Annotated in this window: 22 protein-coding genes and 2 riboswitches; of the genes, 6 read left to right on the plus strand and 16 right to left on the minus strand. The window is 71.9% G+C overall.

Annotated features, from left to right (window positions below; genetic code table 11):
• Positions 1–106: 106 nt before the first annotated feature.
• From A6W98_RS09920 to cobO, 3 genes are all read right to left on the minus strand, one after another.
• Positions 107–1,564 (minus strand): cobyric acid synthase, encoded by a 1,458-nt coding sequence (locus A6W98_RS09920; protein ID WP_042460978.1) that lies wholly within the window; start codon positions 1,562–1,564, stop codon positions 107–109.
• A complete protein-coding gene (locus tag A6W98_RS09925; protein ID WP_042464860.1) occupies positions 1,561–3,075 on the minus strand; it encodes a cobyric acid synthase in 1,515 nt (504 codons plus the stop codon). The genes A6W98_RS09920 and A6W98_RS09925 overlap by 4 nt, the downstream gene beginning before the upstream one ends.
• 147 nt (positions 3,076–3,222) lie before the next feature.
• A complete protein-coding gene (cobO, locus tag A6W98_RS09930; protein ID WP_042460981.1) occupies positions 3,223–3,849 on the minus strand; it encodes a cob(I)yrinic acid a,c-diamide adenosyltransferase in 627 nt (208 codons plus the stop codon).
• 177 nt (positions 3,850–4,026) lie between these two features.
• Positions 4,027–4,241, plus strand: a riboswitch (cobalamin riboswitch).
• 140 nt (positions 4,242–4,381) lie between these two features.
• Between cobO and A6W98_RS09935 the strand changes: the two genes are divergently transcribed.
• From A6W98_RS09935 to A6W98_RS09955, 5 genes are read left to right on the plus strand one after another with little or no spacing between them, the layout of a single operon-like run.
• Positions 4,382–5,176: a DUF4198 domain-containing protein gene (locus tag A6W98_RS09935; RefSeq protein WP_202923884.1), complete on the plus strand. Its 795-nt coding sequence runs from the start codon at positions 4,382–4,384 to the stop codon at positions 5,174–5,176.
• A gap of 10 nt (positions 5,177–5,186) precedes the next feature.
• Positions 5,187–5,804: a cobalt transporter CbiM gene (gene cbiM / locus A6W98_RS09940; protein WP_042460984.1), complete on the plus strand. Its 618-nt coding sequence runs from the start codon at positions 5,187–5,189 to the stop codon at positions 5,802–5,804.
• Positions 5,801–6,484: a cobalt ABC transporter permease gene (locus A6W98_RS09945; protein ID WP_042460988.1), complete on the plus strand. Its 684-nt coding sequence runs from the start codon at positions 5,801–5,803 to the stop codon at positions 6,482–6,484. Before cbiM ends, A6W98_RS09945 begins: the two co-directional genes overlap by 4 nt.
• Before the next feature lie 4 nt (positions 6,485–6,488).
• Complete coding sequence (cbiQ, locus tag A6W98_RS09950) at positions 6,489–7,259, plus strand: cobalt ECF transporter T component CbiQ (RefSeq protein ID WP_042460991.1); 771 nt, start codon at positions 6,489–6,491, stop codon at positions 7,257–7,259.
• Positions 7,246–7,896, plus strand: a complete 651-nt coding sequence (locus A6W98_RS09955; RefSeq protein ID WP_042460994.1) for an energy-coupling factor ABC transporter ATP-binding protein — start codon at positions 7,246–7,248, stop codon at positions 7,894–7,896. Before cbiQ ends, A6W98_RS09955 begins: the two co-directional genes overlap by 14 nt.
• Positions 7,897–7,949: 53 nt before the next feature.
• On the opposite strand, the gene cobF is transcribed toward A6W98_RS09955, so the two are convergent.
• The 6 genes from cobF to A6W98_RS09985 are packed head-to-tail and all read right to left on the minus strand — an operon-like array spanning position 7,950 to position 13,066.
• Positions 7,950–8,696 carry a precorrin-6A synthase (deacetylating) gene (cobF, locus tag A6W98_RS09960; RefSeq protein WP_042460997.1) on the minus strand — a complete coding sequence of 249 codons (747 nt, stop codon included), beginning with the start codon at positions 8,694–8,696 and terminating at the stop codon, positions 7,950–7,952.
• Positions 8,689–9,423 (minus strand): uroporphyrinogen-III C-methyltransferase, encoded by a 735-nt coding sequence (gene cobA / locus A6W98_RS09965; RefSeq protein ID WP_042461000.1) that lies wholly within the window; start codon positions 9,421–9,423, stop codon positions 8,689–8,691. The genes cobF and cobA overlap by 8 nt, the downstream gene beginning before the upstream one ends.
• Complete coding sequence (locus A6W98_RS09970) at positions 9,420–10,736, minus strand: cobyrinic acid a,c-diamide synthase CobB (protein ID WP_042461002.1); 1,317 nt, start codon at positions 10,734–10,736, stop codon at positions 9,420–9,422. The genes cobA and A6W98_RS09970 overlap by 4 nt, the downstream gene beginning before the upstream one ends.
• Positions 10,729–11,505, minus strand: coding sequence for a precorrin-4 C(11)-methyltransferase (gene cobM / locus A6W98_RS09975; RefSeq protein ID WP_042461004.1), 777 nt, complete (start codon positions 11,503–11,505; stop codon positions 10,729–10,731). Before cobM ends, A6W98_RS09970 begins: the two co-directional genes overlap by 8 nt.
• Positions 11,502–11,885, minus strand: coding sequence for a cobalamin biosynthesis protein (locus A6W98_RS09980; protein WP_319801162.1), 384 nt, complete (start codon positions 11,883–11,885; stop codon positions 11,502–11,504). Before A6W98_RS09980 ends, cobM begins: the two co-directional genes overlap by 4 nt.
• Positions 11,867–13,066, minus strand: a complete 1,200-nt coding sequence (locus A6W98_RS09985; RefSeq protein WP_042461007.1) for a bifunctional cobalt-precorrin-7 (C(5))-methyltransferase/cobalt-precorrin-6B (C(15))-methyltransferase — start codon at positions 13,064–13,066, stop codon at positions 11,867–11,869. The genes A6W98_RS09980 and A6W98_RS09985 overlap by 19 nt, the downstream gene beginning before the upstream one ends.
• Between A6W98_RS09985 and A6W98_RS09990 the strand changes: the two genes are divergently transcribed.
• The gene (locus A6W98_RS09990) at positions 13,065–13,820 is read left to right on the plus strand and encodes a cobalt-precorrin-6A reductase (protein ID WP_042461010.1); all 756 of its coding nucleotides are present in this window, start codon (positions 13,065–13,067) and stop codon (positions 13,818–13,820) included. The genes A6W98_RS09985 and A6W98_RS09990 overlap by 2 nt on opposite strands.
• Here A6W98_RS09990 and cobJ read toward each other — a convergent pair.
• The 7 genes from cobJ to tcuA form a co-directional block, all read right to left on the minus strand.
• Complete coding sequence (cobJ, locus tag A6W98_RS09995) at positions 13,793–14,545, minus strand: precorrin-3B C(17)-methyltransferase (protein WP_042461013.1); 753 nt, start codon at positions 14,543–14,545, stop codon at positions 13,793–13,795. The genes A6W98_RS09990 and cobJ overlap by 28 nt on opposite strands.
• Positions 14,542–15,270 (minus strand): precorrin-2 C(20)-methyltransferase, encoded by a 729-nt coding sequence (cobI, locus tag A6W98_RS10000; protein ID WP_042461016.1) that lies wholly within the window; start codon positions 15,268–15,270, stop codon positions 14,542–14,544. The genes cobJ and cobI overlap by 4 nt, the downstream gene beginning before the upstream one ends.
• Entirely contained in the window at positions 15,267–15,896 is a 630-nt protein-coding gene (locus A6W98_RS10005; RefSeq protein WP_042461019.1) for a precorrin-8X methylmutase, read from the minus strand. The genes cobI and A6W98_RS10005 overlap by 4 nt, the downstream gene beginning before the upstream one ends.
• Positions 15,886–19,248 (minus strand): cobaltochelatase subunit CobN, encoded by a 3,363-nt coding sequence (gene cobN, locus A6W98_RS10010; RefSeq protein WP_042461022.1) that lies wholly within the window; start codon positions 19,246–19,248, stop codon positions 15,886–15,888. Before cobN ends, A6W98_RS10005 begins: the two co-directional genes overlap by 11 nt.
• Positions 19,249–19,258: 10 nt before the next feature.
• Positions 19,259–20,296 (minus strand): cobalamin biosynthesis protein CobW, encoded by a 1,038-nt coding sequence (gene cobW / locus A6W98_RS10015; RefSeq protein ID WP_042461025.1) that lies wholly within the window; start codon positions 20,294–20,296, stop codon positions 19,259–19,261.
• The gene (locus A6W98_RS10020; protein WP_042461028.1) at positions 20,293–20,676 is read right to left on the minus strand and encodes a DUF1636 family protein; all 384 of its coding nucleotides are present in this window, start codon (positions 20,674–20,676) and stop codon (positions 20,293–20,295) included. The genes cobW and A6W98_RS10020 overlap by 4 nt, the downstream gene beginning before the upstream one ends.
• 135 nt (positions 20,677–20,811) lie before the next feature.
• A riboswitch (cobalamin riboswitch) is annotated at positions 20,812–21,026 on the minus strand.
• A gap of 69 nt (positions 21,027–21,095) precedes the next feature.
• A complete protein-coding gene (gene tcuA / locus A6W98_RS21045; RefSeq protein WP_155734768.1) occupies positions 21,096–23,669 on the minus strand; it encodes an FAD-dependent tricarballylate dehydrogenase TcuA in 2,574 nt (857 codons plus the stop codon).
• Positions 23,670–23,680: the final 11 nt, after the last annotated feature.

The following is a 23,680-nucleotide window of genomic DNA, read 5'->3' on the forward strand; positions in this document are numbered from 1 at the left end:
GCATTCCCGTTCACGCCAGACCTCCTCCGGACCGATCCTCTCCGGTTTCCGATATCGGGGCGGGGGGCGTCTCTGCAAGCGGCGGGGCGCCGCGCCTCCGCGCGTTTCAGCGCGCCAGCGTCAGCAGCGCGTCGAGATCGAGATCGGCCTCGATCTCCTCGGCCAGCCGGTCGAGTGCGCGCTCGACCGGATCGGCTGCCATCGCATCGGGGGACAGGTCGGCGCCGATCCCGGCCAGCCAGTGGCGCCGGAACCCGTCAGCGCCGAACAGCCCGTGCACATGGCTGCCCATCACCCGGCCATCGGCCGAGACCGCGCCCTCGGGCGTGCCGTCGAGATCGAGCCAGGGCCGCGCGGTCGCCGGTCCCGCGACCCGGCCCATATGGATCTCGTAGCCCGTGACCGGCTGAGCGCTGATCCGGTCGGTGGCCTCGATCCGGGCAAGCCGCTTGTCGCCGGTCATCACCGTCTCGATGTCGAGCAGCCCCAGCCCCGGCGTCTCGCCCGGGGGGCCCTCGATGCCCTCGGGGTCGCGCACGACGCGGCCCAGCATCTGATAGCCCGCGCAAAGCCCGATCACCCGTCCGCCCCGGCGCAGGAGCGCCTGCAGGTCGATATCCCAGCCCTCGGCGCGGATCGCGTCAAGCGCGGCGCGGGTGGTCTTCGAGCCCAGCAGGATCGCCGCATCGGCATCGCCCGGCACCGGCTGGCCGGGCCGGAGCCAGCGCAGATCGACGCCCGGTTCCGCCGCCAGCGGATCGAGATCGTCGAAATTGGCGATCCGGGGCAGTTCTGGCACCGTGATCACCAACCGCCCGCCCGCGCCCTTGCGCCGCCCGAGCCCCAGCGAATCCTCCTCGGGCAGGGCGCGCGCGGCCTCGGACCAGCGCAACAGCCCCAGAACCGGCCAGCCGGTCTCGGCCCTTATGTCCCGGGCGGCGGGGGAAAAGACCCCGGGATCGCCGCGGAACTTGGTGACGATCACGCCCCGGACGCGGGCGCGCTCGGTCTCGGTCCAGAGCCGGTGATGGCCGATGGCGGCCGCGGTCACGCCGCCGCGCGACTCGTCGCCCAGCAGGACCACCGGCAGGTCGGCGGCCTCGGCCAGGCCCATGTTCGAGATGTCCTGCGGCCGCAGATAGCGCTCGGCGCCGCTGCCCGCGCCCTCGATCAGCACCAGATCATGGGATGCCGACAGCCGGTTCAGGCTGGCCACGACCTCGGCGCGCAGATCGGGCTTCAGCGCCTGATAGGCCGAGGCCGAATACCGCCCGCGCACCTGACCCCGCACCACCACCTGGCAGTCGATATCGGTTTCGGGTTTCAGCAGAACCGGGTTCATGTCGACCGAAAGCGGCGCGCCCGCGGCCCGCGCCTGCAGCGCCTGGGCGCGGCCGATCTCGCCGCCATCGGCCGTCACGGCGGCATTGTTCGACATGTTCTGCGCCTTGAACGGCGCCACTTTCAGGCCGCGCCGGGCATAGGCGCGGGCCAGCCCCGCGACAAGCAGGCTCTTGCCCACATCCGAGCCGGTGCCCAGCACCATCAGCCGCCGGGCGGTCATCGCGCCAGCGCCAGCAGCGCGTCGAGATCGAGATCGTGTTCCAGCTGATCGGCCAGCGCGTCGAGCGCCGCCTCGACCCGGGCGGCATGGTCGAGCCCCGAGGCCCGCCCGCCCATCGCCGTCAGCCAGTGGCGCCGGAACCCGTCGGCGCCGAACAGCCCGTGCAGATAGCCGCCCATCACGCGCCCGTCGGCCGAGACCGCGCCCTCGGCCCGGCCGTCGAGCCGCAGCCAGGGCCTCTCGAGCCCGGGCCCGCGGGTCACGCCCATATGCATCTCGTAGCCGGTGACGCGGGTGCCGCTGATGGCATCCTCGGCCGCGATCTCGACCAGCCGCTTGTCGCCGCCGATGGTGGTCTCGATGTCCAGAAGCCCCAGCCCCTCGGTCTCGCCGGGCGGGCCCTCGATGCCTTCGGGGTCGTGCACCCTGTGGCCCAGCATCTGGAACCCGGCGCAGATGCCCAGCACCCGCCCGCCGCGGCGCAGATGGGCCAGGATGTCGATGTCCCAGCCATTGGCGCGGATCGAGTCGAGCGCGGGCCGGGTGGTCTTCGAGCCCGGCAGCAGTACCAGATCGGCCTCGGCCGGAATGGGCTCGCCCGGGCGGACCCAGCGCAGATCGACGCCGGGCTCGGCCGAAAGCGGATCGAGATCGTCGAAATTGGCCATCCGCGCGATATGGGGCACCGCGATCACCAGCCCCTGTCCGGCGCCCGAAGCGGGCCGTTCCAGCGCCAGCGCATCCTCGGCCGGAAGCCGGCCCGCGCCCTCGAACCAGCGCGCGACCCCCAGAAAGGGCCAGCCGGTGGTCGCGGTGATGGTCTCGCAGGCCGGTTCGTAAAGCGAGAAATAGCCCCGGAACTTGTTGACCAGATAGCCCGCGATGCGGGCGCGCTCGGCCTCGCTGTGCAGGCACCACGACCCGACCACGGCCGCCATCGCGCCGCCGCGGTCATTGTCGGTGACCAGAACCACCGGCAGATCGGCGGCCTCGGCGAACCGCATATTGGCGATGTCGCTCTTGCGCAGATAGGTCTCGGTGCCCGCGCCCGCGCCCTCGACCAGCACCAGATCGGCCTCGGCCGCGACGCGGTTGAAACTGTCCATGACCGCGGGCAGCAGCTGCGGCTTGAGCTTGTGGTAATGCCGCGCGGGCCAGTTGCCCAGCGGACGGCCCCGAAGCACGACCTGCGAGCCGACCATGGCCTGCGGCTTCAGAAGCACCGGGTTCATGTGGATCGAGGGGGGCAGCCCCGCGGCCTGCGCCTGCAGCGCCTGGGCCCGGCCGATCTCGCCCTTAGGTGCGGTGCCGTCGGGGCCGGGCGGCAGGTCGCTGTCGGCGGCGACGGCGGCATTGTTCGACATGTTCTGCGCCTTGAACGGCGCGACCTTCAGGCCCCGCCGCGCATAGGCGCGGGCGAGGCCAGCGACCAGCAGGCTCTTGCCCACATCGGAACTGGTGCCCTGCAGCATCAGCGACCGGGCCCGGCGCGGCGGGGCCGGGTCGAGCATCGGCACCGAAATCTCGGGCATCGGCGGCGCCGCGTCACCGGCGGGCAGGTCGGAAGGCGGGCGCGAGGTCCGGTCGGATGTCATCGGGGCTCCTGCGGCAGTCGGCGCAGGGTGATGGGCCGGGGGCCTGCCATTGTCAAGCGCCGCTCAGAATTCGACGCCGGGCTGGCCCTTGATGCCCGAGCGGAACGGGTGCTTGATCAGCGTCATCTCGGTCACCAGATCGGCCGCCTCGATCACCTCCTCGGGGGCGTTGCGGCCGGTCAGCACGACATGGGTCAGGGCGGGCTTGTCGGCCTGCAGGAAGGCCACCACCTCGGCCGGGTCGAGATAGCCGTAGCGCAGCGCGATGTTGATCTCGTCCAGCAGCACCATCCGGATCTCGGGGTCGCGGATCAGCTCCTTCGCCTTCTCCCAGCCCTTTTCGGCGGCGGCGATGTCGCGGGCGCGGTCCTGGGTTTCCCAGGTGAAGCCCTCGCCCATGGCGTGGAACTGGCAGAGATCGCCGAAATGCGAGGTCAGCAGCCGCCGCTCGCCGGTATCCCAGGCACCCTTGACGAACTGGACGACGGCGCAGGGCATCTGGTGGGCGATGCAGCGCAGGATCATCCCGAAGCCCGAGGAGGACTTGCCCTTGCCGGTGCCGGTATGCACCAGGATCAGCCCCTTCTCGTCGCTCTTGCCGGCCATGATCTTGTCGCGGGCGGCCTTCTTCTTGGCCATCTTGGCGGCGTGGCGGGCATCGTCGTCGGAGACGGGGTCGCGGGCGGTCATGGGCTCTTTCCCTCGCTTTGGATGTCCCGGCGGAGCTAGGGCGGCGCAGGGCGGGCGTCAAATCCGAACCACGGCCCCCATACGGATCGGGGTCGTGACGTAACGGACCTGCGCCCGGGCGGCGCTGCGGCGGCCGGGCGCAGGAGTGGCCGGATTGACAAGGCGGGCGGCGCTTGCGATGACGGATCCGTGACCGGTTCGCCCGGGCCCCGATGGCCCGGACGTGAAAAGGGAACGCGGTGCGCCCGTCCTGAAGGACGCGCTATTCCGCGGCTGCCCCCGCAACTGTAAGCGGCGAGCGCGGCTGAGAGTGCCACTGGGGATGTCCCCCGGGAAGGCCAGCCAAGCGACGACCCGCGAGCCAGGAGACCTGCCGGCCGCCCGCCTCCCCCCGCATGGGGGCGGTTTCCACCGGACGCCGGGGTGCGCGTCTGGCCCGGATCGGCCGCAATCCGGCCGCTTCCGAGCCTCTCATCCCGTTCGTCCTTTCACCCGCGGCCTGTCCGGCCGCCCATGTTGAAAGGCAACGACCTTGATCTTCCACGGCAATCTCGTGACCGCCGCGCTCGCCCTGACCCTCGTTCCCGGGGTTGCGGCGGCGCATTTCCAGCTGGCCTATACCGAGGAAAGCCTCATCGACGCGCCCGGCGATGTGCCGGTCAAGCTGATCTTCTGGCATCCGCAGGAAAGCGGCCCGGTCATGGATATGGGCGAGCCGCTGGAATTCTACGCCATCCATCGCGGCGAGCGGATCGATCTCAAACCGACGCTCAGCCAGACGGTCTTTCACGGCCCGCTGAACGAGGCGGTGGCCTGGGATGGCAGCCTGCCGGTCAAGCGGATGGGCGATTACGTTCTGGTGACGGTGCCTGCCCCCTATTACGAAGAGTCCGAGGACATCTTCATCCAGCAGATCACCAAGACCTATGTGAACCGCGGCCAGATGCCGACCGACTGGGACGGCCCGCAGGGGCTCAAGGCCGAGATCCTGCCGCTGGTCAAACCCTATAACGTGATCGCGGGCTCGACCTTCACCGGGCGGGTGCTGTCGGAGGGGGCGCCGGTCGCGGGCGCCGAGATCGAGATCGAATACATGGCGGCCGAGCCCGACATGGAGACGGATGCGCCCAAACCCGCCATTGCCGGGCCGATGCCGGGCGGCGCGATCGTCGCGGTTTCCGACGAGAACGGCTATTTCACCTTCGGCGTGCCGAAGGCGGGCTATTGGGGCTTTGCCGCGCTGGGGGTCGGGCCCGATACCGAATACGAGGGCAAGGAGCTCAGCCAGGATGCGGTCCTCTGGATCCGCGCCTTCGATCTGAAATAGGGACGGACCCATGCATATCGTGGACGGGGCGCTGGCGGCGCCCGTTGTGATCGGCGGCGCGGTGCTGGCTGCGGGGGGCCTGGCGCGCGGCCTGCGCGACCTGACGCTGGAAAAGATCCCCGCTGCCGGGATGCTCTCGGCCAGCTTCTTCGTGGCCTCGCTGATCCATGTGCCCATCGGCCCGTCCTCGGTGCACCTGATCCTGAACGGTCTGGCCGGGCTGGTGCTCGGCTGGGCCGCCTTTCCGGCGCTGTTCGTGGGGCTTCTGCTGCAGGCCGTCTTCTTCGGCTTCGGCGGGCTGACGGTCTTGGGGGTCAATACGCTCGACATCGCCTTGCCCGCGGTGATCGTGCATTACATCTGCCGCCACGGGATCGCGACCGGCAGCCCGCGCATCGCCGCGATCTGGGGCGGCATCGGCGGCGCGCTTGCCATCGCGCTGACCGCCGCCTGCGTCGCCCTGGCGCTCGCGCTCAGCGGTGCGGCCTTCATTCCGGCGGCCAAGCTCGTCCTCCTCGCCCATGTTCCGGTGATGGCGATCGAGGGGCTGCTGAGTGCCGCTGCCGTCTATCTGGCCATCCAGGTCAAGCCCGATCTCTTTCTCAGCCTGCAAGGACCCGTCCGATGATCCGCCCTGTTTTCCTGACCCTGGCGCTTGTTCTGGCGCCCTTGCCCGCGCTTGCGCATAAGGTGATCGCGGCGGTCTATGCCGATGGCGCCCTGATCGAGGGCGAGGTCGGATTTTCCAATGGCGACATGGCTGCGGATGCCACCGTCGCGGTGTCCGATCCCGAGGGCAATCCGCTGGGCGAGACCGCCACCGATGCCGATGGGATGTTCACCTTCCGCCCGAGCGTGGCGGTGGCCCATGTCTTCCACGCCGATCTGGGCGCGGGCCATGTGGCCGAGGTCACTATGAGCGCCGAGGACGTCGCCGCGATCCTCGACAGCCCGGCGGCCCGCGCCGCCGCTGAAGCCGCGGCCGATACCGGGGGCATTCCCGGGGCCGGGCAGGCCGAGGCGGCTTCGGACGGGGGCAACCCCTCGACCTTCCCGCTGGACGCGGCCTCCGGGACGGCGGCTGTCGGCTCTTCGGCGGTGCCGCTGACCGCCGCGCCCGGGCTGAGCGACGCCGACAAGGCGGCCGTGGCGAAGATCGTGCGCGACGAGATGCGGCCGCTGCGGCGCGAGATCGCCGCCTATCGCGAGAAGAACGACCTTCAGTCGATCCTCGGCGGCATCGGCTATATCGTGGGCATCTTCGGGCTCGGCTTCTATGTGGCGGCGCGGCGGCGGATGAAGGGCTAGTCCGGTGTCCGAGATCCTGACGGCCGGCCGGTCCGGGCCGGGCGCGGCACTTGACGGTATCGATCCCCGCGCGCGTGTGATAGGCGCGGGGGCCTTCGCCTGTGTCACGGTCGCCTGTTCCTGGCTACCGGTGCTCTTGGCCGCGCTGATGCTTGCGCTCGGGCTGATGGCGCTGTCGGGCCGGCCGGTCGGGGCCACGCTCCGGCGGATGGCGGCGATGGACGGGTTCATCTTCCTGCTGGTCGCCATGCTGCCCTTCACCACGCCCGGCGCGCCGGTCTTCACGCTCTGGGGGTTCGACGCCTCGCGCGAGGGGCTGGTCCATGCCGCGAGGATCCTGCTGACCGCCAATGCCGTGGTGCTGGCGCTTCTGTCGCTGGTCGGCACGCTCGAGCCGGTGACCATGGGGCAGGCGTTGCACCGTCTCGGCGCGCCCGACCGGCTGGTGCATCTGCTTCTGTTCACTATCCGCTATATCGAGGTGCTGCGCGCCGAATATCTGCGGCTGCGCCGGGCGATGAAGGTCCGCTGCTTCCGGCCCGGCACCTCCTGGCACAGCTATCGCAGCCTCGGCTATCTGGTCGGCATGATGCTGGTCCGCGCGGTCGAGCGTTCGGAACGGGTGCTGGCGGCGATGAAATGCCGGGGTTTCTCGGGCCGGATGCCGGTCCTGTCCTCCTTGGCCTACGGGAGGCGCGATGCGGTCTTCGGCGCCGGGCTGGGAGTGCTGCTTCTGGCCATGATCCTGGCGGAGCTGGCCCATGTCCTTGTTTGAGATCGACGGGCTCGTCTTCGGCTATCCCGGTCGGCCCGCGATCCTGCAGGGGGCGGGGCTGAGGCTCGAGGCGGGCCAGCGCCTGTCGATCGCGGGCGCGAACGGGTCGGGCAAGTCGACGCTTCTGCATCTGATGGTGGGGCTGTTGCAGCCGCAGGCGGGCTGCATCCATGCCTTCGGGCAGGTGCGCCGGGCCGAGGCCGATTTCCATGAGGTGCGCCGCCGGGCGGGGCTGGTGTTCCAGGACCCCGACGATCAGCTATTCTGCCCCACCGTGGCCGAGGACGTGGCCTTCGGGCCGCTCAATCTGGGGCTCGGGCGCGAGGCGGCGATGGAAACGGTTGAGACGGTTCTGACCCGGCTCGATCTCATGCATCTGAAGGACCGGATCACCCATCGGCTTTCCGGCGGCGAGAAGCGGCTGGTCAGCCTTGCCGCCGTGCTGGCGATGGAGCCCGAGGTGTTGTTGCTCGACGAGCCCACCAATGCGCTTGACGAGGAGAATGCCGAGCGGCTGGTCGCGATCCTTCAAGGCCTGCCGCAGGCGCTTTTGCTGGTGACCCATGATGCCGAGATGCGGGCCCGGATCGCGCCCGAGGGGCTGCGGCTGCAGGCCGGGCGGCTGGTGCCCGCCTGAACGCCCGGTCCCTTTTTGAAATACCGGCTTCAGCCGCGTTTTCAGCCCGGTTTTCAGCCCCGCCGCATCAGGTAGATGTCCATCAGCCAGCCATGTCGGGCGCGGGCCTCTTCGCGGGTCTTCAGGATCTCGGGGCCGGCCTCGGCCAGCGGCCCGGCGATGGCGATTTCCTCCGCCATGCCCAGATAGGCGCCCCACCAGATCCGGATGCCCTCGGGGGCGAGGCTCTGGAAGGCGCAGCCGCCATCCAGCATCGCCACGACCGTATCGGCGCCCTCGGGCCAGCCATGATCGCGGATCTGCCGCCCGGTGGTGATGACGACCGGCGCGCCGATCTCGTTCAGGGGGATGCGATGGGCGGCGCACAGCGCCTGGATCGCGGTGATGCCCGGGATGACGGTGATCCTGGGCGCGGGTGACAGCCGTGCCGCGATCCGGAGCGAGCTGTCATAAAGCGAGGGATCGCCCCAGATCAGCAGCGCCACCTTCCGCGGGGCGGGGCTGGCCGCGGCGACCGTGTCGGTCCAGACCCCGGCAATGGCGTCGTGCCAGTCCAGCACGCCCGCGCGGTAATCGCCCGAGGCATCGCGAACGGGCAGGTCGAATTCGGCGATCCGCTCGCTTGCGTCCTCGCCAAGGACCCGCGCGCAGATCTGGCGGCGCAGATCGGCGAGGTCGGCCTTGTCGGCGCCCTTGCGCGGGATCAGGATCAGATCGGCGCCCCGGATCGCCTCGGCGGCCTGGAAGGTCACATGATCGGGATTGCCGGTGCCGATGCCGATCAGGAAAAGCTCATGCATTCTCGGGCTCCTCGACCAGCGGTCCGAACAGGATCAGCCCCGGCGCGGCCGAGCCGGGACCCTCAGTGAGCATCGCCGCCAGCCCCGCGACGGTGGTCCGGGTCAGGGCCTGCTCGGGGGTGCCCACGCCCTCGGCCAGAAGCGCGGGGGTGTCCGCGGGCAGGCCGCGCGCGATCAATGTCTCGGCCAGATCCGGGAAGGTGCGCTTGCCCATGTAGACGACGGTCGTCGCATGTTCGTCGGCAAGTGCGGCGATGTCGATGTCGCGCGGCAGGTGGCCGGTCACGTCATGGCCGGTCACGAACTGGATCCGCCGCGCGGTCAGCCGCCGGGTCAGCGGGATGCCCGCCGCCGCTGCCGCCGCGCAGGCCGAGGTGACGCCGGGGATGACCTCATAGCCGATACCGGCCGCCCGCAGCGCGGTGATTTCCTCTTCGAGCCGTCCGAACAGGCCGGAATCGCCCGATTTGAGCCGCACCACGCGCTGTCCCGAGGCGGCGTAATCGACCAGCAGGCGGCTGACATGGTCCTGCCTGGGCGAGGCCCGGCCCGCGCGCTTGCCGACGCCGACGAGGTCCGCGCCGGGCCGGACATGGCCCAGGATCGGCCCCGAAGAGAGATCGTCGAACAGCACCGCATCGGCCTTTGACAGCCGGTCGACCGCCTTCAGCGTCAGCAGCTCGGGATCGCCGGGACCGGAACTCACGAAGCTCACGAAACCGCTCATCTTGGGTCCTCCGCGATCATGTGAAAGAAGCTGCCCGTCACGGGGCCGCGCCGCGATCCGGTCTCGGCCACCTCCGTGCCATTGGCATCGGTGACGCGGGCAAGCGCCGCGTCGGGCTGGGCAAGGATCGTCGAATAGTGGAATTCATGGCCCAGCAGCCGGGTGCCGGGGGCATGACCCGGCATCGGTGCCAGAAGCTCGGCCCGGCGATAGCCCAGATGCAGGCGGCGGCTCTCGAAGCTGGTCGCAAGGCCCAGAAGCCCCGCCATCTGATGCCGGCTGCCATCCTTGTCGATCAGCGCCTCGCCCAGCACCATGTAGCCGCCGCATTCGCCATGGACGGGCCGGGTTTCGGCATGGGCGCGGAGGCCGTCGAGAAACCGCGTGGCAGCGGCGATCCGGCCCGCATGCAGCTCGGGATAGCCGCCGGGCAGCCAGACCAGATCGGCGCCCTCGTCGGGCGCCTCGTCGGCCAGCGGCGAGAAGGGCAGGATCTCGGCCCCTGCCCGGCGCCAGCCTTCCAGGAGATGCGGATAGGCGAAGGAAAACGCGGCATCGCGGGCCAGCGCGATGCGTTGGGCCGGGGGCGCGGGCCACGGGCCCGGCAGCGCCTCGGGGCCCGGACGTGCGGCGGCGCGCAGTGCGTCAAGCTCGACATGCTCCGCGACAAAGCGGCCGATGGCCTCGATCCGGGCCTCGAGATCGGCCTGCTCGCCCGCCTGAACGAGACCCAGATGGCGCTCGGGCAGGGTCAGGTCGGGGCGGCGGGGCAGGGCGCCCAGGACCGCGATGCCGAGACGGTCCATCTCGGGGCGGATCATCGCCTCGTGGCGGGCGCCCGCGACGCGGTTCAGGATCACGCCCGCGACGGGGGGCGCTTCGGGGTGGCGGGCAAAGCCATGGGCCACCGCCGCCGCCGATTGCGCCTGCCCCGAGACATCGATCACCAGCACCACCGGCCAGCCGAAGCGCCGCGCCAGTTCGGCGCTGGAGCCATGGCCCGCGACGCCGCGCGTGAGGGTGCCGTCGTAAAGCCCCATCGCGCCCTCGGCGATCACCAGATCGGCGCCATGGCCCTCGGCCGCCAATGTCGCCAGCAGGCCCTCGCCCATCGCCCAAGGGTCGAGATTGTAGGAGGCCCGTCCCGAGGCACGGGCATGGAAGGCCGGGTCGATGTAATCGGGGCCGTTCTTGAAAGGCTGCACGGCAACACCCGCCGCGCGGAAGGCCCGCAAGAGCCCCAGCGTGACGGTGGTCTTGCCGCTGCCCGAGGCGGGCGCCGCGATCACCAGACCCGGCGGTCTCTCAGCCATCGCTGCCCGCCCGGGCAGAGCGCGGCCGGAACCGGCGGTCGTAATCGGGATCGTAAAGGCAGCTTTCGTCGAAGCCTTCGGCCCCGAGGCTGCGGCCGACAAGGATCAGCGCGGTGCGCTCGATGGCCTCGGGCAGGGCCGCTTCCAGCGTGCCGAGCGTGCCGCGCAGGATCTGCTGGTCGGGCCAGCTGGCGCGGTAGACGATGGCGGCGGGGCAGTCCGCGCCGTAATGCGGGACAAGATCGGCGACCACCTTGGCGAGGTTGTGGATCGAGAGGTGAATGGCCAGCGTCGCGCCGGTGGCGGCGAAATTGGCAAGGCTCTCGGCCTCGGGCATCGAGGAGGCACGGCCGGGCGTCCGGGTCAGGACCACCGACTGGGCCAGGCCCGGCAGGGTCAGCTCGGTCCCGAGCGCGGCGGCGGCGGCGGCAAAGGAGGGCACGCCCGGGGTCACGCTGACCGGGATGCCCAGGGTCTTCAGCCGCCGGATCTGCTCGCCCATGGCCGACCAAACCGACAGGTCGCCGGAATGCAGCCGGGCGACGTCCTGCCCGGCCTCATGGGCGCGCTTGCATTCGGCGATGATGGCATCGAGATCCAGCGGCGCGGTGTTCACGATCCGCGCGCCCTCGGGGCAATGGCCGAGGATCTCTTCGGGGACCAGAGATCCGGCATAAAGGCAGACCGGGCAGGCGGCGATCAGGTCGCGGCCGCGCAGGGTCAGAAGATCGGGGGCGCCGGGCCCGGCGCCGATGAAATGGACGGTCATGGCAGGTCTTTCGTTGCGATGGCGCAGGTGGACATCCGGTCGTTCGATACCCTGCGCGGGGCCAGAAGGCGAGCCCCCTCGCCACAGGCGGCAAGGGCTGCGGCTTCGGCGACCGATCCGGTGCCGCGATGGGCGAGGCTGTGCGCCGAGCGGGTCGGGGTGGCGGGGCGTGTCAGCTCGGCCCCGGCGACCGGGCATAGCGGCAGGGCAAGCCGTGCGGCCAATGCGGCGATCCCGGCCGCGCCCGCCTTGTCGGCCGGGACGGCAAGCGCCGTCAGCCCCGCCGGGCCGCCCGCGCGGTCCAGCGCGTCGGCCAGGCTCGCCTCGGTCGCGGCGGCGCGAAAGCCGAAGCCCGCGACCCTCACCGCCTTGCCGTCCATTGCACCACCGGATAGGCCGCGCGCCAGCCGCGTTTGCGGCCCAGAGGCCGGGCCTCGGCCAGCTCGATCCGGAGCAGCTCGCCGCCATGGGCGGCGTGCCACAGGGCCAGCAGCGCTTCCGATTCGAGCGTGACCGCATTGGCGACGATCCGGGTGCCGGGGGCGAGCCGGTCCCACAGCGCCTGCAGCAGCTCTTGCGAGAGCCCGCCGCCGACGAAGACCGCATCGGGGGCGGCAAGCCCGTCCAGCGCCTCGGGGGCGCGGCCGGTGACGATGCGCAGCCGCTCGACCCCGAGGGCGGCGGCATTGGCCGCGATGCGCCGGGCGCGCTCGGGATCGACCTCGATCGCGGTGGCCTGCATCCGCGGATGCCGCGCCAGCCATTCGATCGAGATCGAGCCCGAGCCGCCGCCGATATCCCACAGATGCTCGCCCGGCAGCGGCGCCAGCGCCGAGAGCGTCAGCGCGCGCATGGGGCGCTTGGTGATCTGTCCGTCATTGTCGAAGAAGGCGTCGGGCCAGCCCGAGGCGGCGGGGATCGCGGGGCCCTCGCCCGCCAGTTCCAGCGCCACGGCGACCGGATGGGCGATGCCGGTCAGGTCCATGGCGCGGGCGGTCGTCTCGCGGATGCGCTCGCGCGGGCCGCCGAGGGCTTCCAGCACATGCAGGCGGCTGTCGCCGAAGCCCGCTCCGGTCAGGAAGGCCGCAAACTCGGCCACCGCCGCGCCGTCCTTCAGGGTCACGATGGCCCGGCTGCCGGGGGCCAGATCCGGCCGCAGCCGGGCGAAGGGCGCGGCATGCAGCCCCGCGCAACGGGTCGTCTCCAGCCGCCAGCCAAGCCGCGCCGCCGCGAGCGAAAAGACCGAGGGCCCGGGCAGGGCGTGCCAGTCCCCGGGCGCGAAATGCCGCGCGATCACGCTGCCCGCGCCGAACCAGAACGGATCGCCCGAGGCCAGTACCGCGACCCTGCGCCCGCGCAGACCCTGCAGGATCGGCAGCCCGTCGGCGAAGGGCACCGGCCATTCGATGCGCTCGGCCGCGAGATCCGGCAAAAGCGCCAGATGGCGGGCCGGACCCATGACGATTTCGGCGGCCTCCAGCGCGCGACGGCTTGCAGGCGGCAGCCCGTCCGGGCCATCTTCGCCCACGCCCACGATGGTCAGCCACGGAGTCTCAGCCATGCATCCCACCCTTCTGATCCTTGGCGGCACCACCGAGGCGACCGCGCTGGCCGCCCGGCTGGCCGGAACCGGCATAAGGGCGACCCTGTCGCTGGCTGGCCGGGTGGAAAACCCCAGGGCCCAGCCGATCCCGATGCGGGTGGGCGGCTTTGGCGGCGTGGCGGGCCTGATCGCCTATCTGCGCGCCGAGGGTGTGACCCATGTGATCGACGCGACCCATCCCTTCGCCGCCCAGATGAGCCGGAACGCGGCCTCTGCCTGTGCCGCGCTGGGCCTGCCGCTGGTCGCGCTGACCCGTCCGGCCTGGACACCGCAGCCCGGCGACGACTGGCGCCATGTGGCCGATATCGCGGGCGCGGTCGGGGCGCTGGCCGGCCCGGCCCGGCGGGTGTTCCTGGCCGTGGGGCGGATGCATCTTCAGGCCTTCGCGGCCCAGCCCCAGCACCGTTACCTGCTGCGCCTGGTCGATCGGCCGAACGCCCCGCTGCCCTTGCCGCAGGCGGAGGTCATCGTCTCGCGCGGGCCGTTCACCGAAGCGGATGACCGCGCGCTGATGGAAGGGCATGGCACCGAACTGGTGGTCTCGAAGAACGCGGGCGGCACGGGCGCGCGCGCCAAGATCGATGCGGCCCGGGCGCTGGGTTTGCCGGTCCTGATGATCGACCGGCCCGCGCTGCCCGCAAGGCGGGAGCTGGCCCGGCCCGACGAGGTATTGGGTTGGCTGGCTCATTCCGGGGCGGATCTGGGGGTGTAGACCAGCGGCCGCGCGCCGTCCCGCAACACCCGGGTCAGCGAGGAGCCGACCAGCACCACGGTCCGCATGTCGGCCATCTCGGGCCGGGCCTCGGTCAGGGGCACCACGGTCAGCCTTTCCTCCGGGGTCGAGACGGCGCGGGCGAAGATCACCGGGCGGTCGTCGCCGCAGGCCTCGCGCAGCAGCTCGAGCACCCGGGCAAAGCCCTCGGGGCGCGCCTTCGAGCGCGGGTTGTAGAAGGCCATGGCGAAATCGGCCTCGGCCGCCAGCCGGAGGCGCTTTTCGATCAGGGCCCAGGGCTTGAGATTGTCCGACAGGTTGATCGCACAGAAATCATGGCCCAAGGGGGCACCGGCGCGGGCGGCGGCGGCCAGCATCGCGGTGATGCCGGGCAGGACCCGGATGTCGAGATCGCCCCATTCGGGCGCGCCCGCCTCCAGCGCCTCGAAGACGGCGGCGGCCATGGCGAAGACGCCCGGATCGCCCGACGAGACCACCACCACCCGGCGACCCCCGGCCGCCATCTCCAGCGCGTGGCGGGCGCGGTCGAGCTCGACCCGGTTATCCGAGGCATGCAGCGTCAGCCCCGGACGTTCCGCGACCCGGGCCACATAGGGGATGTAGCCGACCACGTCGGTGGCCTCGGCCAGCGTTGCGGTGACCTCGGGCGTGACCAGCGCCTCGGCGCCCGGGCCGAGGCCTGCGATGGCGACCCAGCCGGTCATGGCCGCCGCCCCTGGCCATGGACCAGAACTATCGAGAAATAGGGGGCGGTCCGGCCGGGATAGTCGGCAAGCCGGGTCACGGTCTGGCCCGGCATCGCGGCATATTCGACGATCCAGGCATCCTCGGCCCGGCCCGCCAGCAAAAGCGCGCGGCGCAGCTTGCCCAGATGGCGGCCCATCTTCATCACCACCACCGCATCGGCGGCCTTGATGCCCCGGACCAGAACCTCTTCGGGCAGGGTGCCGGGCAGGACCGACATCACGTCATCGCCCCAGGTGATCGGCGCGCCGGAGGCGGTCCAGGCTGCCGACATGCCGGTGATGCCGGGCACCACCTCGACCGCGACATCGTCCTTGAGCCGGGTATAGAGATGCATGAACGAGCCGTAGAAGAACGGGTCGCCCTCGCAAAGCACGACCACGTCCTCGCCGGCCTCGGCCAGCGCCTTCAGCCGCGCGGTGCTGTCGGCATAGAAGGCCGCGAGGATCTCGTTGTAGCGCGGATCGTCGAAGGGGATCTCGGTGGTGACCGGGTATTCCATCGGGTGTTCGGTCGCGCCCTCGGGGATCAGATCGGCCACGATCGAGCGGGCCTTTCCTTCGCAGCCCGCCTTGCGGAAGAAGGCGACATGGCGGGCGCCGCGCAGCAGCCGGTCGGCGCGGACGGTCATCAGATCGGGATCGCCGGGGCCCAGCCCCAGACCGTAGACGGTGGCCATGGTCATTCCTGTCGGCTTGCGATGGCGTTGATGGCGGCGACGGTGATGGCGCTGCCGCCGAGGCGGCCCTCGACGATGCAGCAGGGCACCGGCTGCCCGGCCCAGAGCGCGTCCTTCGACTCGGCCGCGCCGACGAAGCCCACGGGGCAGCCGATGATGGCGGCCGGGCGCGGGCAGGCGGGGTCTTCCAGCATGTTCAGCAGATGGAAAAGCGCGGTCGGCGCATTGCCGATGGCCACGACCGCCCCGGCAAGATGGGGGCGCCACAGCTCCAGCGCGGCGGCCGAGCGGGTATTGCCCATGGCTGCGGCGCGCGCGGCGATGCCCTCGGCCTGCAAGGTGCAGAGGATTTCGTTGTTTGCGGGCAGGCGCTTGCGGGTGACGCCTTCCGACACCATCCGCGCATCGCAGAGGATCGACGCCCCGCCTTCCAGCGCGGCGCGGGCGGCGGGCACGAAGCCCGACGAAAACCGGATATGGGGCGCCAGCTCGACCATGCCCGCGGCATGGATCATCCTGACGGCCACCTGTTCCTCGTCGGCATCGAAACGTGCCAGATCGGCCTCGGCCCGGATCGTGGCGAAGGATTGCAGGTAGATCGCCGCGCCGTCCTTTTCGTACTCATGAGGCATTCGGTGTCTCCAGATCTGTCAGCGCGGCGGCGATCGAGTTCCTGCGGGTCTGCCAGAGCCCGTCCCGTGCCAGCGCCGCGAATTCGGCCCGCATCGCCGCGAGCGCCTGCGGGTTGGCCTCTTCGAGGAAGGTCGTCAAGCCCGGATCGCCCAGCGTGGCATCGAAATAGAGATCGAAAAGGTGATCGGGCACGACCCCCGCCAGACGCGCGAAGGCCGCCATGTGGTCCAGCGTCGCGGCGATCTCGGCCGCGCCGCGAAAGCCGTGGCGCTGCATGCCCGCCAGCCAGGCCGGGTGGGTGGCCCGGGCACGGACGACGCGGGCGATCTCCTCGGTCAGGGTCCGGGTGCGGGGCCGGGCCGGATCGGTATTGTCCAGATGATAAAGCGCGGCGCGGCCGCCTGCCTCGCTTCCCGTCACGTCCTGGGCCGCGGCAAAGCCCGCCTCGTGCCGGGCATAATCGACCGCCAGCAGCAGGTCGGTCTCGGGCAGGTCCTGGGCATGGACGAAGGCCTGGGCCCCGGCCACCCGGTCGCGGATGCCCTGGGCGTCGCGCCGTGCCTCGGCCCCGTCGAGCGCCCAGGCGCTGGCGGCAAGCCAGGCGGCGCCGGCCGCCTGCCGTCCGGCCTCGGTCGGCTCGGGCATGTCCATACCGATCCCGTAGATCCCCGGCGCGGGGCCGTAGACGCGCGGGGTCTCGGGGCGGCCGGCATAGGGGTTCCAGTCGGCGGCCTCGTCGCGCTGGGAAAGTGCGCGGATGGCCTGCTGGTACAGCGCCGAGAGCGAGGGGAAGACATCGCGGAACAGCCCCGAGACCCGCAGCGTCACGTCGAGCCGTGGCCGTTCGAGCATGGCGACGGGCAGCACCTCGATGCCCGAGACGCGCTCGGTGCCCTCGTCCCAGACCGGCTTCACGCCCAGCAGGTGCAGCGCCATCGCGAAGTCCTCGCCCGCGGTGCGCATGGTGGCCGAGCCCCAGAGATCGACCACCAGCTGCCGGGGCCAGTCGCCATGGTCCTGCAGATGGCGGCGCACCAGATCCTCGGCCAGCCGCACGCCCTGGGCATGGGCCGACCGCGTCGGCACCGCGCGCGGATCGGTGGTGAAGAGGTTGCGCCCGGTGGGCAGCACGTCCCGCCGCCCGCGCCAGGGCGAGCCCGAGGGGCCGGGCGCGACCGGGGCGCCCTGCAGGGCACCGAGAAGGGCGGCGCTTTCGGCCGCGACGGAAGGGGCGGTGTCGAAGCCGCTTCCCGCTTCGGTTCCTGCCCCGGACCATGCTTCGGCAGGCGTTTCGGGGGGGCGGCCGAAGACATGCAGCCCGTCGCCGAACTGGCTTTCCTTGACGTCGCAGACGAAGCGGTCGATGCGGGTGATGGCCTCGGCGGGCGACAGGCCCGGTTCCAGCCCCAGATCGGCCTCGACACCCAGCGCCTGCGCCTCGGCGCGGATATCGGCCATCAGCCGGTCACGACGGCGCGGGTCGAGCCCGTCGGCATTGGAAAACTCGTCGAGCAGCGTCTCGAGCCGTGCCAGCCGTTCGGACCCGCCGGCCTGCCGCTGCGGTGGCGGCAGATGGCCCAGTGTCACGGCACCGATCCGGCGCTTGGCCTGCGCGGCTTCGCCCGGGTCGTTGACGATGAAGGGATAGATCACCGGCATGTCGCCGATCAGCGCCTCGGGCCAGCAGGCCTCAGACAGCGCCACCGCCTTGCCGGGCAGCCATTCCAGCGTGCCATGGGCGCCCATATGGATCAGCGCATCGCAGCCCATGGCGCGGCGCAGCCACAGATAGAAGGCGACATAGCCATGGCGCGGCACCCGCGACAGGTCGTGATAGTCGCCCTCGCGGGCCTCGGGCGTGCCGCGCTCGGGCTGGAGCGCGACCAGCGCCGCGCCGCGCCGGGTCGCCGCGAAATGAAAGGCCCCGTCGCGGCAGGCGGGATCGGCCTCGGGCGCGCCCCAGACATCCGACAGGGCGTCACGCAGGGGGGCGGGCAGGGCGGCCAGCGCCGCCTCGTATTCTGGCAGCGGCCAGCTCAGGGTCTCGCGGCCGAGGGTTTCGGCCAGATCGCCGGTCAGTTCTTCCGCAGGGGCGCCGGGCAGCCCGGCGCGGGCCAGATCCTCCAGCACCGCCTCGGCCGAGGCCAGCGCGTCGAGCCCGACCGCATGCGCCATCTGCCAGGGCCGCCCGGGATAGGTCGAAAGCACCAGCGCCGGGCGGCGCCCGGCCAGCGGCGTCCGGGCGAGGCCCAGCCAGGCCATCACCCGATCGGCGATGGCCGCGATCCGCGCGGGATGGGGCCGGTGGGCGATACGGGCGAATTGCAGGCCGGGGTCGCGCGCGCCCGCCTCCTTGAACGAGGCGACGCCGGCGAAGATCCGGCCATCGACCTCGGGCAGGACCACATGCATGGCAAGATCGGCCGGCGAGAGCCCGCGCTCGGCCTCGGCCCAGGCGGTTTCGGGGGCCGAGGACAGCGCCACCTGGAAGACCGGCGCCTCGGCGGCATCGAGCGGCGATGTGCCATCCTCGCCCTTGCCGGAAAAGGCGGTGGCGTTGACGATGGCGGCGGGGGCGAGGGCCGCGATCTGCCCGGCCAGCCAGCGCGCCGCCTCGGGCGCCTTCAGCGAGGGCACGAACAGCCCGGTGACAGCGCAGCCGCGGGCCCGGAACGCTTTGAAAAGCGCCTCGATGGGCCCGAGATCGGCGGCGGTGACATAGGCCCGGTAGAAGGTCAGGACGATCCGGGGGGCATCCACCGGCGACAGGTCGGGCGCGGGCACGGCGCCGCCCTCGGGGCTCCAGGCGCCCATTTCGGGCACGGTCTTGGTGCCGATCACCGGGGCCGCGTAAAGCCCGGCGGCCAGCGCAAGCTGCGCAAGCGCTGCCTGGGCCGCGACCGCGCCGCCCTCGTCGCAGAGCTCGGACAGGCGCCTGAGCGTCGAGACCGGCAGGGTCGAGGCGGCGTCGAGCCGGGGATCGGGGCGGCCGTCGGCGGGCAGGACGGCCAGCGCGATGCCGTGCGCGCGGGCCAGCGCCTCGATCTGGGTCAGTCCGTACTCCCAATAGGCGCGCCCGCCGATCAGCCGGATCAGGATGCCCTTCGCGCCCGACAGCGTGCGTTCGGCATAGGTATCGACCGAGAGCGGATGGAGCAGCGCCGCCAGATTGGCAAGCCGCAGCGTCGGCATCCGGCCCTCGGAGCCGCCGCCCCGATGCCAGCCCGCCGCGAAGGCCCCGAGATCGCTGTCGGAAAAGGACAGCACCGCCAGATCGGCCGGGTCCTGACCCAGATCCGTCGGAACGGCGGTTTCCTCGAGCCCGTGGCTTTCGCGGAAGACGACATGCATCTGCGGGGCCTCAGGCGCTCAGGGCCGCACGGATCGCGCCCTCGTCGATATCGTCATGCTCGGCGATCACCACAAGCCGGGTGGAGCGGGTCTCGTCCGGGGCCCAGGGCCGGTCGAACTGATGCCGCACCCGCGCGCCCACCGCCTGCACCAGCAGACGCATCGGCTTGCCCGCGACCGCGACATGGCCCTTCACCCGCAGGATGTTCTGGCTGCGCGCCAGCGCTTCGATCCGGGCGGCCAGCGCCTCGGGCGCGTCCTGTTCGGGCAGCTCGATCACCACGCTTTCGAATTCGTCATGGTCATGCTCGGCGCCGTTGTCGTGATGGCTGGGCCGGGCGTCGAGATCGTCTTCGGCGGCCGCGCCAAGCCCCAGGATCACCCGCGGATCGACCGCGCCCTCGGTCACCTCGACCACGGGCAGCTTGCGCGGCGCCTCGGCCTCGACCGCGGCACGGGCGGCGGCCACGCCTTCGGGCCCGGCCAGATCGGGCTTGGTCAGGAGCACGATATCGGCGCAGGCGATCTGGTCCTCGAAGACCTCCGACAGCGGGGTCTCGTGATCGAGGCTGTCATCGGCCGCGCGCTGGGCATCGACGGCGGCGACATTCGGCGCGAAGCGGCCCGCGGCCACGGCCTCGGCATCGGCGACCGCGATCACCCCGTCGACGGTGATGCGCGAGCGGATCGCGGGCCATTCGAAGGCCTTCAGCAGAGGTTTCGGCAGCGCCAGCCCCGAGGTCTCGATCAGGATATGGTCGGGGCGCGGCTCGAGTTGCAAGAGCGCCTCCATGGTCGGGATGAACTCGTCGGCCACGGTGCAGCAGATGCAGCCATTGGCCAGTTCCACCACGTTCTCGGCCGGGCAGTCGGGCAAGGCGCAGCCCTTCAGGATCTCGCCATCGACGCCGACATCGCCGAATTCATTGACCAGGACGGCCAGGCGGCGGCCGCCCGCATTCTGCATCAGATGGCGGATCAGCGTGGTCTTGCCCGAGCCGAGAAAGCCGGTGACGACGGTGACGGGAAGCTTGGCGAGATCGGTCATTTAAGGGCCTCCATGGGCGGGATACGGGCGATACAGTTCTTGCGGAAATGCTCGGGGCGCTGGCGCCAGGGCACAAGCCCGTCCGGCGCGTCGCGATAGGCGCGGGCGCCCTCGGCGATGATGGACGCGCCGGTCGTCTCGTCGAGATTGCCATAGACATAGGTCCAGCGGCCGGGCCCCCTCAGCGCCACGGTGCAGCCCGAGGAACAGGCCGAGAGGCATTCGACGGGGACGAGGCGCACGCCCTCGGGCAGGCCATGGGTCCGGACGGCGTCGTGAAGCAGGCTTCCGGGGCGGGGGGCATCGGGGTCGGCGGGCTGGCGGCGCTTGCAGGTCGTGCAGACCAGAAGCTCGACCGCGGCGGGCTCGGGCGCGCTCATGCCGGGCGGCCCCGGCGGCAAAGGAGGCGGCGGCAGGAAACGGAAACACTCATCGTCGGGCCCCACGGGGTCGGGGGACAAGGGCGGGGGCGGGCAGAGCCGAAGCCGGACCCGACACCGGAACACCCCGTCCGGTTCACGTCGTTCGGGCTGGCAGGTCTCCCGGCTTGCGGATCTCGAAGGCGGGGGGCCTTCGGCGGCGGCCCTGCCTTCCCGGCCCGAATGGGCAGTGGCAGCGGGCGGCCTCTCCGGTCACGGTCGCGGGGGCGGCTGCGCTTGAAGGCCGGATGCCTCTGGCGCATTCCCTTTTCACCCGTCAACTGACGGGCACCAGCGCGGCGGTTCATGCCCTTCATGCCGCGCGCTTGTCAAGCGCGATGCGCGGGCGAAGGCCCCGGCGGGGGGCTCTGCGGCGGGGCTCATTTGCGGGCCCCTGGCCGGGCCGCGCGCTCGGCGGCATGGCGGATCAGCGCGAGGCTGCGATAGGCCCCGTGCGAGAGCTTGCCGAAGGGCAGCGCCAGCGCGAGCCCCAGCACCGCGCCCAGATGCAGCGCCAGCATCAGCCCCATCGCCGGGCCGTCGCGCAGGGCCAGCAGTGCCAGCCCCGAGCCCGCGACAATGCCCAGCGCCCGCCTCAGGTCCCGGTCGGCGGCCTCCATCCGGGCCGAGGCGGGGCGGCGGTCGGCCCGCTTGCGCCGATGCGAGAGGCCCGCAAGCCCCGCCAGCATCGCGATGCCGCCCAGCGTGCCAAGCGCGACCGGGGCCGAGGCCAGCGGATAGGGCGCGATCTCGCCCCCGGCGTGAAGCACGGCCCCGGCCAGCGTCGCCAGCCCGGTCAGCACGAACCCGCCCGCCAGCAGGTGATGGAAGATCCGCCGCGCCGGGCCGGTCGGGCCCCGCGGCCCGTCGCAGCCGCGAGCCCCGCCGAGATTGGTAAGCCGCAGCGCCGCGCCGAGCCCGCGGGCCAAAGGGCGGATGCCCGGCTGCGCGGCAGGGCCTGCGGTCTGGCGCCAGAACCGCCAGAGCCGGATCGCCAGCACCAGCGCCGCGCCGCCGAAAGCCAGGCCCGCGCCGCCCGCCATGAGGGCATGCGGGATCACCTCGTAAAAGGCGCCCGGCGCGGCTCCGGCGGCAAAGAGCCTCTCGGGCGGGATCGCCAGAAGGGCCATGAGCGGCAGGCCGAGAAGGCAGAGCAGGAAGACCGCCTGCGGCAGCCGCGCGGGCAGGCGGGCGGCGTAATCGGCCGCCCGCGCCTCGGCCAGCGCGGCGGGCAGGTTCACCGCCAGCGCATGGGGCGGGGCATATTGGCAGTCGTAATGGCAGGAGCGGCAGTCATGGCAGAGATGGGCCAGGTGGCGCAGATCGCCCGCCCCCAGCGCCGGGCGCAACCGGGCCGCCGGAAAGACCGCGCAGAGCCCGGTACAGAAGCCGCAGGTATTGCAGATGTTCAGCGCGCGGGCGGCTTCGTCCCAGGGCTCGGGCTCGGGCTCGGAGGCGGGGGCGGCAGGTTGTGGCGGTGCGGGCTGGAGGGCCGGAACCGCGGAGGCCTGACGCAGTTTGTCGGTGGCGGGGCCTGCCTGGCCGACGCCATGATCTGCGAGGCTGGCGGCACCCGCCCCGGCGATCCGGCCGAAGACGCCGCCGATGGCCAGCGCACTTCCCGAAAGGTAGCCCTGGCCCAGCAGCGCGCCCGCCATCGAGGCGCCCGCGGCAAAGACCCGATGCGCACTTCCGCCCTCGGCAAGCCTTATCCGGGCGGTTGCGTCGACCGCGACCCCGTGGCGGGTGAAGGTAAGCCCCGGCCGCAGCGGAATCGCGGCGAGGGGCGGCCGGAGCGGCGGGGCGAAGGGCACGCCCTCGGGGCGGCTTCTGGGCGGCTCAAACGGGGTGCCGCGGTCCAGATGCGCGGCGAGGGCCTCCAGTGTCGCGGCAAGCCCCCCGGGCTCGATGTCGCAAAGCCTCGCAAGATCGGCCGGGTTTTCGGCGGTGAGCGGCGGGTAAAGCAGCGGCGGCAGCCGGGCCGCGCCCCCGGCATCGAGGATCAGCCAGGCGCACGGATCGGCGCGCTCTGCCAGCGCCCGGCCCCAGACCGAATAGCGGGCCGATCCGACATCCGCCCCCTCGTCGCGGAACCGGTGCCCCGCGGCATCGACGACGAGGCCGAACTGCATCCCGTCGGCGCGGCTGACGATGCCGGCATCGCTTGCGGCCGCGCGCGCATCGACGGCGACCAGATGGCCGTCGCCCGGACGCCCGACCGTGGCCGCGCCATGCGCCATCAGCCACAGCAGCGGCGCGCCGTCCTGATGCGGCGTGCCGCGATTGGCGAAGGCGGCCGCGCCCGGGCCGAGATGGCGGATCATCTCGTCCGGGTTCGCGCCATAGCCGCCCGTGGCCAGCACCAGCGCCTCTGCCTGAAGGCTGTGCTGCCCGTCCGCTGTCTGCACGGTCAGGCAAAGCGGCCGGTCCTCGGCCCAGTCGGGCGGCAGCGCCTCGATCCGGCCGCTTGCGATCCGGACGCCCAGCTGCCCGGCCGCGCGCAGCAAGGCATGGCTCAGCGCCTGACCGCCGCCGCGAAAGAAGGCGGTGCGGCGCGAGAAGGGCAGGTTGCCCTCGTCCCAGGGCTCGAAGGCGACGCCCCTTGCCGCCAGCCAGGGCCCGAGATCCGCCGAGCCCCGTGCCAGAACGCCCGCAAGCCCGGTATCGGAGGGCACGAGCTTTTGTATATCGGCCGTGAACTCGGCCGCGGGATAGCTGCCGCGCTGCCAGCGGGTCTCGCTGTCATGGGCGAGGCGGATGTTGCGCGAATGGCGCGTGTTTCCGCCCCAAAGAGGCATCGGGGCCGGGTCGATCAGCGTCACCTCGGCCCCGCAAAGCCGCGCCTCGATGGCCGCGGTCAGCCCGGCAAAGCCCGCGCCCGCGACCAGAACCCCGGTCGCCCCGGGCAGGGCGGACGGGCCCGGAACGGGCGGAACAGGGCGGGGGTCGGGCATCGCGGCTCTCC

Source organism: Rhodovulum sulfidophilum DSM 1374, assembly GCF_001633165.1.
Lineage (GTDB): Bacteria > Pseudomonadota > Alphaproteobacteria > Rhodobacterales > Rhodobacteraceae > Rhodovulum > Rhodovulum sulfidophilum.

What these genes read in the sequence shown, in the direction of transcription:
- A6W98_RS09920 (WP_042460978.1), bottom strand. Translation starts at nt 1,564, where the DNA reads ATGACCGCCCGGCGGCTGATGGTGCTGGGCACCGGCTCGGATGTGGGC.
- A6W98_RS09925 (WP_042464860.1), bottom strand. Translation starts at nt 3,075, where the DNA reads ATGCTCGACCCGGCCCCGCCGCGCCGGGCCCGGTCGCTGATGCTGCAG.
- cobO (WP_042460981.1), bottom strand. Translation starts at nt 3,849, where the DNA reads ATGACCGCCCGCGACCCCGTCTCCGACGACGATGCCCGCCACGCCGCC.
- cbiM (WP_042460984.1), top strand. Translation starts at nt 5,187, where the DNA reads ATGCATATCGTGGACGGGGCGCTGGCGGCGCCCGTTGTGATCGGCGGC.
- A6W98_RS09945 (WP_042460988.1), top strand. Translation starts at nt 5,801, where the DNA reads ATGATCCGCCCTGTTTTCCTGACCCTGGCGCTTGTTCTGGCGCCCTTG.
- A6W98_RS09955 (WP_042460994.1), top strand. Translation starts at nt 7,246, where the DNA reads ATGTCCTTGTTTGAGATCGACGGGCTCGTCTTCGGCTATCCCGGTCGG.
- cobF (WP_042460997.1), bottom strand. Translation starts at nt 8,696, where the DNA reads ATGCATGAGCTTTTCCTGATCGGCATCGGCACCGGCAATCCCGATCAT.
- cobA (WP_042461000.1), bottom strand. Translation starts at nt 9,423, where the DNA reads ATGAGCGGTTTCGTGAGCTTCGTGAGTTCCGGTCCCGGCGATCCCGAG.
- A6W98_RS09970 (WP_042461002.1), bottom strand. Translation starts at nt 10,736, where the DNA reads ATGGCTGAGAGACCGCCGGGTCTGGTGATCGCGGCGCCCGCCTCGGGC.
- cobM (WP_042461004.1), bottom strand. Translation starts at nt 11,505, where the DNA reads ATGACCGTCCATTTCATCGGCGCCGGGCCCGGCGCCCCCGATCTTCTG.
- A6W98_RS09980 (WP_319801162.1), bottom strand. Translation starts at nt 11,885, where the DNA reads ATGGACGGCAAGGCGGTGAGGGTCGCGGGCTTCGGCTTTCGCGCCGCC.
- A6W98_RS09990 (WP_042461010.1), top strand. Translation starts at nt 13,065, where the DNA reads ATGCATCCCACCCTTCTGATCCTTGGCGGCACCACCGAGGCGACCGCG.
- A6W98_RS09985 (WP_042461007.1), bottom strand. Translation starts at nt 13,066, where the DNA reads ATGGCTGAGACTCCGTGGCTGACCATCGTGGGCGTGGGCGAAGATGGC.
- cobJ (WP_042461013.1), bottom strand. Translation starts at nt 14,545, where the DNA reads ATGACCGGCTGGGTCGCCATCGCAGGCCTCGGCCCGGGCGCCGAGGCG.
- cobI (WP_042461016.1), bottom strand. Translation starts at nt 15,270, where the DNA reads ATGACCATGGCCACCGTCTACGGTCTGGGGCTGGGCCCCGGCGATCCC.
- A6W98_RS10005 (WP_042461019.1), bottom strand. Translation starts at nt 15,896, where the DNA reads ATGCCTCATGAGTACGAAAAGGACGGCGCGGCGATCTACCTGCAATCC.
- cobN (WP_042461022.1), bottom strand. Translation starts at nt 19,248, where the DNA reads ATGCATGTCGTCTTCCGCGAAAGCCACGGGCTCGAGGAAACCGCCGTT.
- cobW (WP_042461025.1), bottom strand. Translation starts at nt 20,296, where the DNA reads ATGACCGATCTCGCCAAGCTTCCCGTCACCGTCGTCACCGGCTTTCTC.
- A6W98_RS10020 (WP_042461028.1), bottom strand. Translation starts at nt 20,676, where the DNA reads ATGAGCGCGCCCGAGCCCGCCGCGGTCGAGCTTCTGGTCTGCACGACC.
- tcuA (WP_155734768.1), bottom strand. Translation starts at nt 23,669, where the DNA reads ATGCCCGACCCCCGCCCTGTTCCGCCCGTTCCGGGCCCGTCCGCCCTG.